Source organism: Candidatus Saccharimonadales bacterium, from assembly GCA_035945435.1.
GTDB lineage: Bacteria > Patescibacteriota > Saccharimonadia > Saccharimonadales > DASZAF01 > DASZAF01.
Genome location: DASZAF010000024.1, coordinates 59,834 through 74,777, shown reverse-complemented (window position 1 = coordinate 74,777; position 14,944 = coordinate 59,834). Strand labels below are relative to the sequence as shown.

Genomic DNA, 14,944 nt, shown 5'->3' with positions numbered 1-14,944 from the left:
ACTTCTTTGGGTGTTGACTCGGCTTTGACGATGTATGAGTGGATGTTTAGTCTGCCTAACTCCGTAGGAGCCTCTTCTTCCCCAACATTAGTAAGGACGATGATGATCGGGTTTTTGCCTTTCATTTCGCGAATCTTCTTGATGGCAGTCGGACCGTCCATAACAGGCATGCGAATGTCTACCAAGGCGACGTCAGGCTGCATATCTTTGACGAGTTCGACGCCTACCGCGCCGTTCTCGGCGGTCTGAACTTCAAAGCCCTCAGCCTCAAACTTCATCCGGTACATCTGGGCGATCACGGGATCGTCTTCGATGATGGCAATGCGTGTGCTCATAATTCCTTTACATTATAAACTATAAATCGCATCAAGTATCTGCTGTGGATTGTTTCGATCGATAGTTTCATCCGCAAGTTTAAAGCGGACATGGAGACGGCGTCGGTTACCTCGTCGATTGATCCATTTGACGTGACAGAGAATAAGTTCAGCTTCAGGTAAACCCTCTAGAATGCGGCTCACGCCCGAGTGTGCCCGTTCTTCGCCAGGCTTCGTCACCTTGCCTTCCGGAAAGATCCAGATTCTATAGCCGAGTTTACCGACACGGATGGCTTCAGCGACACCGTATCGTTCGTGACCTTCATCCTTCTGTCTTGCCGGGAAGCAACCCATCATAAATGCGGCGGGTCGCCACCAAGTGAAATAGAAACGGTTCTTCGTCATAAATTTGATCGGCAGAAGCTTGCTGCGCACAGCAATGGGGGCCACTGCGTTCGCAACGAATGGGTCGTCACCATGCTGATGATTCGCCGCGATAACATAGATCTTGTTTCGGTCAAGCTCTACGTTATCGATGCGTATTGTATAGTTTGTAAACCTCAGAACGACGTGGCGAATAAAGGAGGCCACCAGGGATTGGCACAAGAGAATAAGCCAGTAATCGGGGGAGTTGGAGTGTTTAATTGGCTGTTCCATCTGACAACGTTAACGCTTATACTTTAAGATGGCGCTACTAGGATATTAACATAATTGACAGCTAGCCTGTATTTACATAAGGCTAGGTATGTGTTATTGTATAGGAAATACAGCGGTTACGCAATGTCCTATAGATTTGTCGCTAAGAATATCCGCCGCACTCGCGATCTTACACGTTACTGGGTAATGTTCCAGTTTAAAGACTACGAACATAACACCCTGGAGGTTATTCGAACTGACAGAGCTGACTACATCGAATCCGCTAGGCGTCTTCAGGCAGAGGTTTATCTAAAGCGGAACTTTGTAGCGCCGAGCGATATCGAAGGTGGTGTTCTAAGCTCGAAAGCTGATCCGTATGCGCACCATTCGCAGTACTTCGTAGTCATTGACCGCCACACAAAAGAGATTGTTGCAACGGCGAGGCAGATCAGAGCAGATAAGAAAAAGGGCATCTCGTCTTTTCCTATCGTTGGACATGTCAATCTCTACATAAGAGCTCAGCATATGTTGAGCAAACATAGACCGGAGGAGTGCGTCGAAATCTCAGCCTTAGCCAAACAGTACAACGCGAGCAGTTTTGCTCCGTTGTTGCTTTATAGGGCTATGTGGCACCACTCTCTCGTTGAACGGGACAAGATATGGTTTATGGCCTGTGACCCGCGCTTGTACGAGAGACTACGTCTCTTATTCGGTCCAGCCATACAGAAAGCGGGCCCCGTAACTGCTTACCCGGGAGCAGACGTAGTGCCGGCGATCTTGAAAGTTGGCTCTTCACTCAGGGAACTCGAGAGGGCCCTTCGTAAAGAGCCTCACTCAGAGACGAAAGTGAGGCGGCGAGCAATTCAGTTTCTTCTTCACGGTTTGCCCACTGAGACGTTGAGCCGGGCGGAACGACAGGCATACGAATCACTCAAAGGCTGAGTATCCCAGAAGCCGATCAGCCACATGATAGTATAAACATATGCATAATGCCTTCGAGGTATTCAGTGCGGAGCTGGTCTGTCTCGTGCTTATCGGCTTGGGTATCATTGTGCTTGGTCGCGCCACATACTCTGGGGCCAAGAGGCTTTTTGCAGTACTCTGTATCTCACTAGCGGGTTGGGTGCAGGCAAATGCTCTCGCAGAGTATTCGCAGTCAAGCTCACTTTTCTGGACAAGATTTACTTTCTTCTCCATTAGCATTGCCCTCCTCTCGTTCCTGTTATTCGTCGTTGATTTCCCCAAGAAAGGACCCTTGTCGGCAAGAATACGTTTTCTGATAGTCTGTGTTGGACTGATTGTGACGGGGATAAGCTGGGCGCCAGAGTTTATAACAGGAGTCACCTTCCCTAACGGTCTATCCACCCCAACGACTGGACCACTTTATTACATATTCATAGCCTACTTTTTGACCTACTTCGGGTATGCGCTCTACGTGCTGATCAGGAAGATGCGCTCAGAGCGCAGGGTCAACAGGGAGAGAATCAAGTTCATCCTGTTGGGCGTTGTCTTGTTGGGTGGACTTGGTTCAATCACCAATCTATTCCTGCCCGTACTTTTACATAGCAATACTTATATTAACTATGGGATGTACGCCACTATCCTATTCGCAGTACCTGTTACCTATGCGATAGCCAAGCATCGCCTCTTTGACGTACGACGATTAATCACACGTTTCCTTGGCTATGCGACTCTTGTGTTGAGCATGAGCCTCATGTATGGTCTGCTGGTTACACTGGTTACGTTTTACGGTGTCCATACGAAACTTACTCTGACGCAGCTAGCAATCGTCACCGTGTTTACGATCGGTCTGGTGCTAATAACCCAGCCGATGAAGCGTTTCTTCGACAAGGTAACTCAGGCGATATTCTACCAGGATGCCTACGAGACCCAAGATGTTCTCGATAAGATAAACGCTCAGTTGGTACGGGAGACCTCGGTCGATTCACTGGCCGGTCGTTCACTCCACCTTCTGGCTCATGCCCTCAAGGCCCAATATGGCGCTATCATCGTCGTTGATCGAAAGAGTGGCGAGGTACGTACTATCGTTGTGGGGCACGCTCCGCACACGACTGCTGAGATTCCAAAACACTTCAGATCGTACAGCCAGCACCTCCTTGTCCTAGACGAGATAGAAGACCAGACTACTCCGGCCATGAATCTCATGCAGACAATGAACGTTAGTGTCCTTGCCCATCTTGCAACGTCAAAAGAACGGTTAGGATATCTTGTCTTCGGTGATAAAGTCTCTGGCAATATGTATAGCACGCAGGACATCAGCCTCGTTCGCACGGCAGCTGCCGAAATCGCTGTGGCCACTGAGAATGCTTTGCGTTTTGAGGAGATAGAGCAGTTCACGAAGACCTTGCAGGATAAAGTGGAGCAAGCGACAGCCGAGTTACGCCAGACCAACAAAAAGTTACGTGAGCTAGACGAAGCCAAAGACGAATTTATGTCACTTGCTTCTCACCAACTTCGTACCCCTTTAACTACCGTTAAGGGATACCTCTCGATGGTTCTGGAAGGTGATGCAGGTAAGCTGAACCACGACCAGACTCATCTACTCCGCCAAGCGTACATCAGCTCTCAACGAATGGTCTTCCTGATTGCTGACTTTTTAAACGTGTCACGAATAAAGACCGGTAAGTTTGTACTTGAACCAAAGAATACTGATTTGCGATCTGTTATTGCCGGCGAGATTGATCAGCTCACGGCAACTGCGGCAAACCGTAAAGTTGCACTCGTCTACGAGGAACCTGCTAGCTTCCCGAATCTCTACCTTGATGATGAAAAGATTAGGCAAGTTATTATGAACTTCATCGATAATGCCATCTACTACACGCCATCAGGAGGCACAATCACCGTCCAACTCTATGCGGAAGACAACAAAGCTGTATTCAAGGTGACGGACACCGGTATAGGTGTGCCAGTCAACGAGCGGGCTCACCTCTTTACCAAATTCTACCGGGCCAGTAACGCCAGGAAAGCACGGCCTGATGGTACTGGTATCGGTCTCTTCATGGCTAAAAAGATTATCGATCTGGAAGGTGGTACGCTCATCTTTGAAAGTGAAGTAGGAGTTGGGAGTACCTTTGGTTTCACCATGCCTGTCAAGAAGAAACCTGCTAAATAACGTTCAGGAACTTGAGGACGAGCCAGGCGATTAGAAGAGCGAGTATAACCTGGGCACTTCGGGCTAGAGCAGCTCTCTTATTTTCTCGCCACCAAGCTTGTGATTTCGACTCATCGCCGACCTCATACCTTTGAACATGCATGACGGGTGCAGCATCAACTCCATGGTACGTTTTCTGTCGTTTCTTTTTCGATCTCTGCGACATACCTACTTACAAGTTTACTACAGCATCAGAACCATCTCAGGCCAAACAGTCTATAATATGGACATGAGATCCAAACCGAGTACACCGACGCTGCCACTTCTCATCTCACTACCTATCAAAGCAGGTTTCCCCAATCCGGCAGAGGATGCGACAGGTACACCGCTCGATCTGAATCAGCTGGTTATACATCACCCTGTGGCTACGTTCTACCTGCGGGTGGACGGTGACTCGATGAGCGGTATTGGTCTGAAGACAGGGGATATCGTTGTCGTTGACAAGTCACTCGAGCCACGAAACGGGGATATCGTGGTGGCGGCGGTTGACGGCGAATTTACGCTTAAGCGTCTTCGTAAAGATAATGGCAAGGCCTACTTGGTTGCCGAGAATCCAGATTTCTCACCGATTGATCTGAGCGAGGTAGGGGAGTCGGAGATATGGGGAGTTGTGACACATGCCATCCAACAGTACCGCTAGGAAGCAGCCGGTCTTCGCGCTTGTCGACTGTGACAACTTCTTCGTCAGCTGTGAGCAGGTCTTTCGACCTGATTTGTGGAACCGCCCAGTTGCCGTCCTGAGCAACAATGATGGCTGTATCGTGGCCAGAAGTAACGAGGTCAAAGCTATGGGCATCCCGATGGCTGCCCCGTACTTTAAATTTAAGAATGAGCTAGATCGAGCCGATGTCACTCTCTTTTCCGCCAACTTCCAGCTCTATGGCGACTTCTCCCAGCGGACAGTCCGCATACTGGAAGCCTACACCCCACAGCTAGAGGTCTATTCGGTTGACGAGTCATTTCTTGAAATCAGCAATCTTTTGATCGATGACTATACTGCCTGGGCGCTTGAACTCCACCGGCATATTAAACACTGGTTGGGTGTGCCTGTCTCAATTGGTGTAGCTCCGACTAAGACGCTTGCAAAAGCTGCCGCCGAATGGGCCAAGCATCATCCAGAACTAGGCGGCGCATACTCGATTGCACCAGATGCAGTCTTTGGTGAAGCTGAGACAGATGGGCGACGGATCCAGCTTCTGAAGGGCACTCAGCTAAAGGATATCTGGGGAGTGGGTTGGCGTCTGGGGCCTATGCTTCGTGATCGTGGTCTCTCGACGGCTTACGATCTTTCGTTGTCGTCTGAAAAATGGGCTCGACAGGCGATGAGTATCCGAGGCCTGCGGACGGTCAAGGAGCTGCAGGGCGAAGCTCACTATCAAATTGAAGATGATTCTGCGCCACAGAAGCAGATGGCAGTTACTCGTACGTTCCCCCACAAGATCCGGGCTTACAGTGAATTGGAAGCAAGGATCGCCACCTTTTCGGCAATAGCCGCCCACAAGTTACGGCGTCAGAGGCAGATAAGCGGGGCCGTCCTCGTGTTCTTAGCCGGGGACAAACATAACGAAAGTGAGGCCTATAGGCGAGTGACAACAGTCGTCCCGTTACTACAGGCCACTAGCGACACGGGTACTCTGATAAAATACGCTCTTCAAGGGCTCGACGCGCTCTACGACCCCGATTTCTCATACAAACGAGCAGGGGTCATGCTTCTCGATTTATCCTCAGAACGAGCCAAGCAACTTTCCTGGCTGATCGATGAATCTCCCTTAGAAGATAAGCGACGAACACGCCTCATGCAGACAGTCGATGCGATAAATGAGAAATATCATTCTGAGCTGGTTTGGCACGCAGCCCAGCAGCGGATGCAAGCTGGCCCTTGGAGAAAAGCTCTTCGTAAGAGTCCGGCTTATACAACGCGCTGGGCCGATCTACCTAGGGTCAGCCCGGCCTGACAGGGTTTATATAAGGGGTGTTTTCTGGTACAATCTCTCTGTTCTGGCCCCGTCGTCTAGCGGTTAGGACACCAGGTTTTCATCCTGGCAACAGGGGTTCGATTCCCCTCGGGGTCACCATAAGCACTTTTGCCTCTGTGATTTTTAACTTGGATCTTTCGGAGCCATATGAGTCAGGGTATATCCTGGAGGTGATTTAGTAGTATAATCCGTCCATGCAAGAAAGAATTCAAAGTTTCATAGAGCATGTTACTGATCTCAGCTCTAATCCTAAGTTCTTCCACTACAAGTGGTTTGTTAAGTGGCATCTAAGAGTCGTCGAGCGTCTTGCTCTTGAGCTTGCGGACCATCACCCTGACGCTGATCGGGATTTGATCCATGTTATGGTATGGCTACACGATTACGCTAAGATTCTAGACTGGCACAATGAACGTTCGCGCAAGCTACTGAACGCTGGACGGGACAAGCTCATCGAGCTGGGCTTTGAGTCAGGTTTTGCTAATCGTGCCGCTGATTATGTAGAGTTGATGGATAAATGCGCTGAGGTGGATATAAACGATGCTCCCATAGAGGTCCGGATACTATCCACCGCTGATGGTTGTTCACATCTTACTGGCCCATTCTTATATATTTTTTGGCACCATGAAACAGACAAGAACTTCGTTGGGAAAAGCTATGAAGAAATGATGGCTCTTAATCTCAAAAAGGCTAACTTTGACTGGGAACATAAGATTGTACTACCTGAGGCCCGTGTCGCCTTTGAGCCACGCTATCATCACATTCAGGAGATTTGTGGCCAGCTTCCGAACTCTTATTTTAAGAAATCTTAACCGTTGCTCGCTAGCTGATCTGTTATCAACTATTCGACGTAGTCGGTGTAGACTAGATGTGGCTGTGATAGGGTGTGGTGATTCCATTTCTCGGTGGGATGTACTCTTCTTGAGGCGACTTCCTTAATGCTTCGTGCCACTCATTAATCTCAGATAAGATACGGTTTCAATTCGGCTTGAGGTGGTTCACCAATTACTTGGATGCATGTTGAAGAGTTAAAGGTACATCCTTCCAACCAGCTAATGCTCGTCTTGTGCAAACAACCGCCGCCAAACTATACTTCCTAGAGAATGCAAGTCGATGAGCTGCCACCCATATCGTCTATTGAACCGGACGAGACTGAAAGAACCACGGTGTCTCCGATTAACAACACCGATCCTCTTGACGGAGAGACGAGATCTGATGATGGTCGCTTGGCGAGACGAAAACGAACCGGTGAAAAGTTGGGCCGACTAACTGCCAGGGTACGCTATGGCCGTGAAATACCGCAAAGCACCGAGTTATCAAGCGGACCCACGGTAGTCGAAAGATCGCTCGATGCTTGGACCTCCATAAGGAAGTATGAATATCCTGATAGAGAAGTTATTACGATAAGCCCGGGTAAAGTCGGGAACGATCCGAGTACCAATAAACCCTTGGCACCACTTCTCTTTGTCCAGGGTATGGGACAAGATAGAGATCTTGAGCAGTACTTAACCTATTTTGCCAAGGCGGGTCAGAGAGAAGTTATAGGTGTTCGTCATGTTACCAGAAAGAAGGGTGTTAGGACCAAGCGTATTGATGTGGGGTTGCCCGACGCTGTCCCACATATCGATCACTCTCAGGCGCAAGATCTACTGAGATCCTTGAGCGACTTGGGGGTTGATAAAGTTGACCTTGTCGGATTGTCAAGAGGAGCGATACGTACGGTCGAAACGATGGCCCGTCTTGCGGCTACTCCTGAGACCCCTAATTTCGAGGATGTACTTCTCTTACACCCAGGAGGGCAAGATAAGAGAAGTTACACTAGAAGGCATATTCGTGCGGCACGCTTAGGTGTCAGGACCGCGCATCGTCGTTGGAAATATGGTCAGGTTCCTGGCGGAGAGACAACACAGACGTCGCCGTTGCCTCGTCAGTCTCTACGTTCTATGCGGAGGGAACAGAAATCTATGGCGAGGGCGCATATGAACAGGACTCTCGCCAGTATTCCTTTAACTGATGGCCAGAGTGTCACCATAGCTGGTGGCAGAACCGACCCTGCAGTTCGTTCAGCTGATCTGCGAAAGGCTATCATCAACCCGACACAAGTAGATTTTATCGAGACTGACTGGCCGGGGACGGGTCATGGCTTTGGGGACAATCCTGCTGCTGCAATCCGCGAGATTAGTGATTATATCTTGCAGAAAAAGCGCAAACGAGCGGAATCGATCTAGGCGCTATCCTCTGTCAGGTAATTGACAAAACGTTTACAACACTTAATACTCGGCAGAGGTCTTACAAAAATAGAAGTGCTACATATGTTTTTCGGCAAATATCTAAATAAGAAAATTGTATTACCACTGCCAGGATTCAGAGATTTTGCCAAACGAAGAGAACTGCCGCTTTACCAGTTGCTGCTTTTTATAGCTGTTCTCGCAATCATCGGCGGTGTAATTTTATTTAGAGGTATGGCTATCTCGGCAAAGCCAACTGTCTTATCAAAGGCCTCTTCCCCGTCGATCGATCATGGACAGAGTGATACATTGACTTGGACCAGCAAGAACACCACCAGCTGTAAGGCGACCTCCCCAGGGCAGTGGACAACCTCAACAAGTACGCACGGTTTGCAAGTTGTAAAACCAAACTCAACGACTAGCTACGCTATAAGATGCACTGGTGCTGCCGGGACAACTGCGTCTTCAGTGACAGTAAAAGTAGATGCACCTGCACCGCCTCCACTCTACACAACCTCGGGGAATCAGATACTTGAAGACGGCCAACCTTATTTACCATCAGACATTACGCTCTTTGGTTTGTCCGGCGTCGCCGCCAACTGGAGTAGCACCGTGCAGACCGACGAAGCTAAGATGAACGCGGCAGCTTCTTTCTGGCATGTTAATAGCATCCGCATGCAAGTTCAGCCTGACTTGGTAAATAACGATACACCTGGCTACTTGTCAACGATTGAGCAAGAGGTCGGTTATGCTGAGAGCCTCGGTATGAACGTTATTATCAGTGCTCAATACGAGTACACTACCAAACAGCAATCTCCCCAGGCAGATACTGTCACGTTTTGGGAAACGATGGCCGGTGTCTACGGAAACGATGATCACGTTTGGTTTGATATGTTTAATGAGCCCAGTCTCGACACCACAGACGTAGGTGGCACACAAGCTGATCTCTGGAATCTTTGGAGGAACGGAGGCACGATTCCCAAAGGCACTTACGTTGGCATGCAGACCCTAGTGGACGACATTCGCGCAACCGGTGCCACTAACTTGCTACTGGCACAGGGTGTTACTGGAGGCAAATCTCTTGCCTTACTCGGCAGCTATGAGTTGTCTGGTAGCGGCATCGTATATGTTATACATACATATCTCAAGAGTGGGTATGATACCCCGGCCGACTGGACCACCGACTGGGCAACCATTGCACAGAGTGTCCCAGTTTTTGACGATGAATTTGGCGTCCACGAAGGACCCGACACTTGCAATGTAAATGCACCGACCTTGGTGCCCGAATTGTTTAATATGTTGGCGGCTAACAACATTGGGCTAGGTGGTTGGACATTGGGTGACGGTATTATGATCACTGGTGAAACAGCCTATACTTCACCAACCAGCTTCAACCCATCCGTGCCGTTCACTTGCCCGGCAACTGCTATCACTGGCACAGATGCGCAAGGCCCTGGTTCGCTCATGCTCCAATTCTGGGAAAGATATAGTAGTCCCATTAGGTAAACTCCCTCAATATCTCATACCTCTATCCCCCTTAACCTAAGGCTAGGTTTAGGGGGAGCTGTTAAACAGACCCAGCCGTATCTCATTCGTCCCGAGGATAGTAATACCCAACAGTATGAGCAGGGGACCTGAGTTCGGATCAGTCGCTAGACCAGTGTAGTATCCGCCGAGGCTCTGTCCGACGACCCAGAACGTGGCAGATAGGATACAGCCCAGACAGACTCCAAGAATTTTCCATTTGCGTGACATGACTGCCGTGAGCCCAATAGCTACAAATACTGTCATTGAGGCGAAAAGCAACCAGTTACCTTGTGCTGCTACCCAATTGCCTGTATGTGTATCAACACTTGCAAGCCAATGTGGTGTCCCACTCGCCATGCTTTTGATCATGGACGCAACCATCGAGCTCGCACCTTGACTTGCCCAAAGAAGAAGCACTGCTCCTCCTGCCCAAACGGCTAACCATACATAGTTGAGCCAATCCGAGGGCTGCCTATTAGTCTCGTGCTCGTCCCTATCGTAGGAGGGTAGGATGCCAAGAGCCAGAATTGAATAGAGTAGAGCAGCGCCAGGCGCTCCAGTAAGCAGCATGGCCTGTCCGCCCGCTAGTCCACCGAGTCCTTCTCCGAAGTACCAGACGGCCAACCCCCATATGATCGACCCAATAAGCCCAAATCTCATCGTCTTCTTCCGCAAGATCAACACTCCTAAAGCGAGCTGGATGAGCGCAAAACAGGCATCGAATAGTGCGGGATGCATAAGGACGGCATGTACCGCTAAGTGAACGCCACTGTGAACAAATGATGGTTGTCCCTGGCCCGCAGGAGCCAGTACTTGGTTTGCGAAACCACTAGTGAACATCTTGGGTTGGAGCTGTAGAAGACCATCAAGTAGCCATAGGCAACCCAGGATAGTCCTTAATTTTTGTTTCGTAATTTGAAGAAAGGGTTTACGTTGCATGACTGCAATGTATTATAACGCTTGCGCTTTTAGGATACTTAGACCCCATTCCCAATGGAGTTTGTAGGTTCACTAGTATAGGCGTGGTTATCCGGCTGCTTCCCCAGCGCGTGCATTGCTACTCCTACAGCAATGCCAGAGGCGTGCGAGGTTAAATCCAGCTTTCCACCACTCGCTCTGTCCATAAAGTAGTATCCGAGAGTGATAGTGCCTGCGTAAGCTGCCATACCTAGTCGCCAAAGCCCTTTTCGCAGTGGTGTTTTAGCGCGCTCAGCGCGATCAAGAAAGAACTTAGTTAGCCAGGCAGCACTGATTGCTGAGAATCCGACGTCAGGTTGCATTCTTTCCGCAGCGTTTAACCAGCCTGTTCGCTCGACGGCGGCGTCAACGCTACAACTAAGGACTTGTGCGGCTACCGCACCGCCAAGAAGTTGCTTGGCTGAGCTGGTTCTTCGGGCAACTTCAGCGGTAACAAACGTTTCAGCAGCCTGGATAGCAATATCGACGGGCAAGTTACCGGTTGTCACTGGCGTTGGGAGTGCAGACGGTAGTGCGCGTATGGCTTGTTCGGACAAAGGGCTATTCGCATATACCATCATACCTGCCCCTGACCTGTCCAGTGCATTCGTGACTGCCATGAGCGCACATACACCGAGACTTAGTTGTGCCTCTTTGAGGTATTCGTATATACGAGTAAGACGATTCTCGGACATCTAGGGTCTAACTATAAAGTAAATAACCAGTATACGGCAGCTCGTCCGCCTATCGTATGACCTTTCTCACTCCTCTATCCACTACCCGCCATGCTACACTTAATCGTAACCGCTTCAGATAACGTGGGAGTTTTTGATACTCATGGCCAGACTGCCTGATGTTGGAGGAGATTCGGGAAATTGGGGGACCATCCTCAATGACTTTCTTGAAGTTTCCTTGAACCAAGATGGGACAATCCTGCCGAGCGCGCTGCAGAGTGCTGGTGTCATAACACAAGAGACTTCAGCTGCTGGTGATTTATCCGGGACTTACTCTAATCCTGCAGTAACAAAGATTAACGGGGTTGCTATTACTGGAACTCCGAGTAGTGGACAGGTGCTCACTGCGACCAACGGCAGTACGGCTGGGTGGAGTACCTTAGTTGGCACAACTGATTGGATTAATGTCAAACAGTACGGAGCTACAGGAAACGGAACTACAGACGACTCATCGGCAATTGCAAGCGCTCTAGCTGCTGCATCACAGGGACAGACAGTATACCTACCAGCTGGAAGTTACTTGTTTAACGCCAGTACGCTTTTGACAATCGGCACCACCGGGCTTCGGATATCTGGCGATGGGCCAAATGCCACCAAAATCGTTATTGGCCCAACCTTTACTGGCGCTGAAGTAATATCAGTTACCGCAGGCTACTGTGGCATTGAAAACTTATCAATTATAGGTTCTTCGTCGACCATCACTAATAACCCAGTGGCCGATGGCATACTACTGCAAGGTGGGCGAAACTGTCGTGTCTCAAACGTCTTCTTCCAGTACATTAACGGCTGGTGTATAGAGTCGGTGGCAACGAGTGTGAACGCCGGATTTGCCACGATGCTTCGAAGCTTGAGCGGCCTCAATTGTGCTGGGGGTATTCATATCCAGAGCAATACCAATGTTGGCTGGGGGGCGCAGCACTTTTTGTCTGATATCAACTTTCAGCAGATTGGTGCGGCAACAGGTAACTCTGCCAATCTTGATGTCTTTCGATTTCAAGACTGCTATGACATTACGGCCGTCAACTTCAATGCCGCCATAAGTGACGCGTCGAGCGGCTCCACAATTAATATCGTTGGAAACTGCGCAAGTCACTATTTTACGAACATGGACCTCGGCTGTTTCCCAAACGGCAGTGGAACGAATTCAATTATTACCATCCAGAACGGGGCTAACGGATCTCCAACGGATATTCGTTTTGTCCAAGGCGAAGCCCAACAAGGACTGACTGCCCTAACAGTAGGCAACAGCGGTAGTGACGGTACTCACAAATGCTTCTTTACGAACTTCCGATTCTTCAATAACTACTCAGATGGGGCAAGAGTCGTAGGTAGCGGGTCGGATATTAGATTCAACATGTGCACATTTGATAGTAACGGGCAAGGTGCAAGTAACAGTATAAACTGCTATGACCTCAACTGGAGTGGGTCGGCCACTGGGTCCGTCTACCTCTCTAGGTACCAATCGAATGTAGTAGCTCTGGGCAACGTTGGTGTACAGAACCCGGTAAATCTTGCCAGCACTGGACAGGGAGTCCCGCACTTCTTAACCGATTTTGGCGGCTCCGGAACGACAAATTCGAATCTATTTACCCATTTCCCGCCCCTAGTCGTGAGAACTGATACCGCCCCTCCCAGCTGGAATGGGAAACTGACGCTGCAATCAGGACAAGCATCTGCGGCGATTCTTACCTTAATCAACTCGATTTCAACGCCATCGGTTCCTTCTGCGATGCTTCAAGCGAATGCGGCAGGAGACAAAGTGGTTGGCGTGTACGTCAACGCCGACTCCCAGCAAAGACTCATCATTGATTCAAATGGTAAGTTGCTTTGGGGGTCGGGCAGTGCCGCAGGTGATACGAATCTATACAGAAACTCTGCCGGGCTACTCCAGACCGACGACAGTCTGACCGTCTCTGGAACGATGAGCTCACCGACTTTTGTAGCTTCTGGTTTATCTGGTGCAACGGCTGCAAGCCGATATGTAGGTGCAACGGCTTCGGGTGCCCCTACTTCGGGAACGTTTGCAGTCGGTGACTTTATCATTGACCAAACCGCCAATATTTGGATCTGCAAAATTGCCGGAAGTCCAGGGACATGGGCTGAACTTACATCCGTTAATACTAATAGCTCATGGCAACCAGCAGATTCCGGTCTTGCTTCCTGGACGTGCGACCCATTCCAGCTCCAGAACCAAGGCTATAACCCTGGCTCCGGCGTTATCAGCGGTAGCGCCTTTCAAATCCGTCAGTCGACGACAATAAGCAAATTCTATGTGTATGTCCAAACTGCGGGTTCGGCCCTTACCTCCGGACAATGCTACGGCCTAATCTATAATTCGAGTGGCACGTTACTTGGTTACACCGCTGATCAAAGCTCTAATTGGGCGAGTGTCGGGTTGAACGGAGCGGGGAGCAATACGGTAACCCTCACGGTTGCTAGTGGCCAATCACTTACCTTAACGCCTGGGAAATACTGGGCAGCTGTCTATTACAATGGGACTTCTTGCAGCTTTCTGCGTGGTGATCCGACCCTAGGACCTACGGCGGTTAACTTTGGTGCTACGGGTAGCGCACAACGTAGTGCGCAGCTCGGGACCGGAGCAGGCGCAACCCCGCCGACGTCTATAACTTTTGCTTCAGGCGGTGGACCTATCTGGTTTGCGGTAAGTTAGCTAATACTCAACTCACTTTTTGCTATACTTACTTAAAATATGACCGAACAACATGAGCCAGTCCACATGTTAGGCAGCCCCGAAGAAGAACGCGGGGCGACCATAGAAGCCTTGAAGCGCCTCTTTAGAGATAAGGCGGATGTAGTGGCCTCAACTGCGCTAAACAGCGAAGCTGGGCCCGAATCGTTGAGCGTAATAACCGGATCGGCAGAGGTGGACGAGGACTTTGCTGAAGTTCACGATGTACGCCGCGGTCGCCACGACTCCAGATGGCCTGTGACTGTATGGATGACCTCACCGCTCGATCGACCGACTGCAAACGATCCAATACGCTATGAAGTGCTCATCGGAGGAAACGGACAGAGAAGCGATTATCTCGATAATTTCTCAGTCACATACCGAGACTATCCTCTCGCAGGAGGCTCACCTCGACTTCTCGAGCCTGGTGCCGCGGAAATCGACAGGAGAGTACGTAGTCTATTATCAACTACGACATGGGACGCCGATCAATCCGGGGCCGCACTAAGACAGGAACAGAGCGAGGCCTCTTAGTATAGACAAGCTAACCATAAGATGTTAGAGTATTTCTAATCATGCAAAGTCGTAGACCCTGCTAACCGGGCGGGGTGCAAAAGCACCTGCGCCGCTAGAATCCAAGTGATCTTGGATAGTCTTTGCGCATTCTCCTACAACATCTAACTACTAGAGCTCTTAACTGAGCAGAAAGTTCCT

Annotated in this window: 14 protein-coding genes and 1 tRNA gene; 10 read left to right on the top strand and 5 right to left on the bottom strand. The window is 49.8% G+C overall.

The window, feature by feature from the left end; genetic code table 11:
* The coding region (locus tag VGS28_03560; protein ID HEV2412857.1) for a response regulator at positions 1-335 on the bottom strand (335 nt) is incomplete at its 3' end.
* Positions 336-347: 12 nt separating this feature from the next.
* Positions 348-971: a 1-acyl-sn-glycerol-3-phosphate acyltransferase gene (locus tag VGS28_03555; protein HEV2412856.1), complete on the bottom strand. Its 624-nt coding sequence runs from the start codon at positions 969-971 to the stop codon at positions 348-350.
* Between the two features lie 186 nt (positions 972-1,157).
* Here VGS28_03555 and VGS28_03550 point away from each other — a divergent pair, with 186 nt between their 5' ends.
* Together VGS28_03550 and VGS28_03545 are read left to right on the top strand one after the other, a co-directional pair.
* Entirely contained in the window at positions 1,158-1,892 is a 735-nt protein-coding gene (locus tag VGS28_03550; protein ID HEV2412855.1) for a hypothetical protein, read from the top strand.
* A 40-nt stretch (positions 1,893-1,932) separates the two neighbouring features.
* Positions 1,933-4,083, top strand: a complete 2,151-nt coding sequence (locus VGS28_03545; protein HEV2412854.1) for an ATP-binding protein — start codon at positions 1,933-1,935, stop codon at positions 4,081-4,083.
* On the opposite strand, the gene VGS28_03540 is transcribed toward VGS28_03545, so the two are convergent.
* The gene (locus tag VGS28_03540) at positions 4,076-4,288 is read right to left on the bottom strand and encodes a hypothetical protein (GenBank protein HEV2412853.1); all 213 of its coding nucleotides are present in this window, start codon (positions 4,286-4,288) and stop codon (positions 4,076-4,078) included. The genes VGS28_03545 and VGS28_03540 overlap by 8 nt on opposite strands.
* A 63-nt stretch (positions 4,289-4,351) precedes the next feature.
* On the opposite strand from VGS28_03540, the gene umuD reads away from it, so the two are divergent.
* The 6 genes from umuD to VGS28_03510 all read left to right on the top strand — a co-directional run bounded on the left by umuD (position 4,352) and on the right by VGS28_03510 (position 9,829).
* The gene (umuD, locus tag VGS28_03535) at positions 4,352-4,762 is read left to right on the top strand and encodes a translesion error-prone DNA polymerase V autoproteolytic subunit (protein ID HEV2412852.1); all 411 of its coding nucleotides are present in this window, start codon (positions 4,352-4,354) and stop codon (positions 4,760-4,762) included.
* Positions 4,740-6,077: a Y-family DNA polymerase gene (locus tag VGS28_03530; protein ID HEV2412851.1), complete on the top strand. Its 1,338-nt coding sequence runs from the start codon at positions 4,740-4,742 to the stop codon at positions 6,075-6,077. The genes umuD and VGS28_03530 overlap by 23 nt, the downstream gene beginning before the upstream one ends.
* Positions 6,078-6,122: 45 nt before the next feature.
* Positions 6,123-6,197: transfer RNA gene (locus VGS28_03525), tRNA-Glu, on the top strand.
* 95 nt (positions 6,198-6,292) lie between these two features.
* Positions 6,293-6,907, top strand: coding sequence for a hypothetical protein (locus tag VGS28_03520; GenBank protein HEV2412850.1), 615 nt, complete (start codon positions 6,293-6,295; stop codon positions 6,905-6,907).
* Between the two features lie 291 nt (positions 6,908-7,198).
* Entirely contained in the window at positions 7,199-8,323 is a 1,125-nt protein-coding gene (locus VGS28_03515; protein HEV2412849.1) for an alpha/beta hydrolase, read from the top strand.
* A gap of 84 nt (positions 8,324-8,407) precedes the next feature.
* Positions 8,408-9,829, top strand: coding sequence for a cellulase family glycosylhydrolase (locus tag VGS28_03510; protein HEV2412848.1), 1,422 nt, complete (start codon positions 8,408-8,410; stop codon positions 9,827-9,829).
* Between the two features lie 48 nt (positions 9,830-9,877).
* On the opposite strand, the gene VGS28_03505 is transcribed toward VGS28_03510, so the two are convergent.
* Together VGS28_03505 and VGS28_03500 are read right to left on the bottom strand one after the other, a co-directional pair.
* Positions 9,878-10,789 (bottom strand): hypothetical protein, encoded by a 912-nt coding sequence (locus VGS28_03505; GenBank protein HEV2412847.1) that lies wholly within the window; start codon positions 10,787-10,789, stop codon positions 9,878-9,880.
* A 38-nt stretch (positions 10,790-10,827) separates the two neighbouring features.
* On the bottom strand, positions 10,828-11,502 hold the full coding sequence (locus VGS28_03500) for a hypothetical protein (GenBank protein HEV2412846.1): 675 nt from the start codon (positions 11,500-11,502) through the stop codon (positions 10,828-10,830).
* Between the two features lie 142 nt (positions 11,503-11,644).
* On the opposite strand from VGS28_03500, the gene VGS28_03495 reads away from it, so the two are divergent.
* Positions 11,645-14,212 carry a glycosyl hydrolase family 28-related protein gene (locus tag VGS28_03495; protein HEV2412845.1) on the top strand — a complete coding sequence of 856 codons (2,568 nt, stop codon included), beginning with the start codon at positions 11,645-11,647 and terminating at the stop codon, positions 14,210-14,212.
* Between the two features lie 39 nt (positions 14,213-14,251).
* On the top strand, positions 14,252-14,764 hold the full coding sequence (locus VGS28_03490) for a hypothetical protein (GenBank protein HEV2412844.1): 513 nt from the start codon (positions 14,252-14,254) through the stop codon (positions 14,762-14,764).
* Positions 14,765-14,944: the final 180 nt, after the last annotated feature.

Coding starts and splice junctions, on each gene's coding strand:
- VGS28_03555 (HEV2412856.1), bottom strand. CDS start 971: ATGGAACAGCCAATTAAACACTCCAACTCCCCCGATTACTGGCTTATT.
- VGS28_03550 (HEV2412855.1), top strand. CDS start 1,158: ATGTTCCAGTTTAAAGACTACGAACATAACACCCTGGAGGTTATTCGA.
- VGS28_03545 (HEV2412854.1), top strand. CDS start 1,933: ATGCATAATGCCTTCGAGGTATTCAGTGCGGAGCTGGTCTGTCTCGTG.
- VGS28_03540 (HEV2412853.1), bottom strand. CDS start 4,288: ATGTCGCAGAGATCGAAAAAGAAACGACAGAAAACGTACCATGGAGTT.
- umuD (HEV2412852.1), top strand. CDS start 4,352: ATGAGATCCAAACCGAGTACACCGACGCTGCCACTTCTCATCTCACTA.
- VGS28_03530 (HEV2412851.1), top strand. CDS start 4,740: ATGCCATCCAACAGTACCGCTAGGAAGCAGCCGGTCTTCGCGCTTGTC.
- VGS28_03520 (HEV2412850.1), top strand. CDS start 6,293: ATGCAAGAAAGAATTCAAAGTTTCATAGAGCATGTTACTGATCTCAGC.
- VGS28_03515 (HEV2412849.1), top strand. CDS start 7,199: ATGCAAGTCGATGAGCTGCCACCCATATCGTCTATTGAACCGGACGAG.
- VGS28_03510 (HEV2412848.1), top strand. CDS start 8,408: ATGTTTTTCGGCAAATATCTAAATAAGAAAATTGTATTACCACTGCCA.
- VGS28_03505 (HEV2412847.1), bottom strand. CDS start 10,789: ATGCAACGTAAACCCTTTCTTCAAATTACGAAACAAAAATTAAGGACT.
- VGS28_03500 (HEV2412846.1), bottom strand. CDS start 11,502: ATGTCCGAGAATCGTCTTACTCGTATATACGAATACCTCAAAGAGGCA.
- VGS28_03495 (HEV2412845.1), top strand. CDS start 11,645: ATGGCCAGACTGCCTGATGTTGGAGGAGATTCGGGAAATTGGGGGACC.
- VGS28_03490 (HEV2412844.1), top strand. CDS start 14,252: ATGACCGAACAACATGAGCCAGTCCACATGTTAGGCAGCCCCGAAGAA.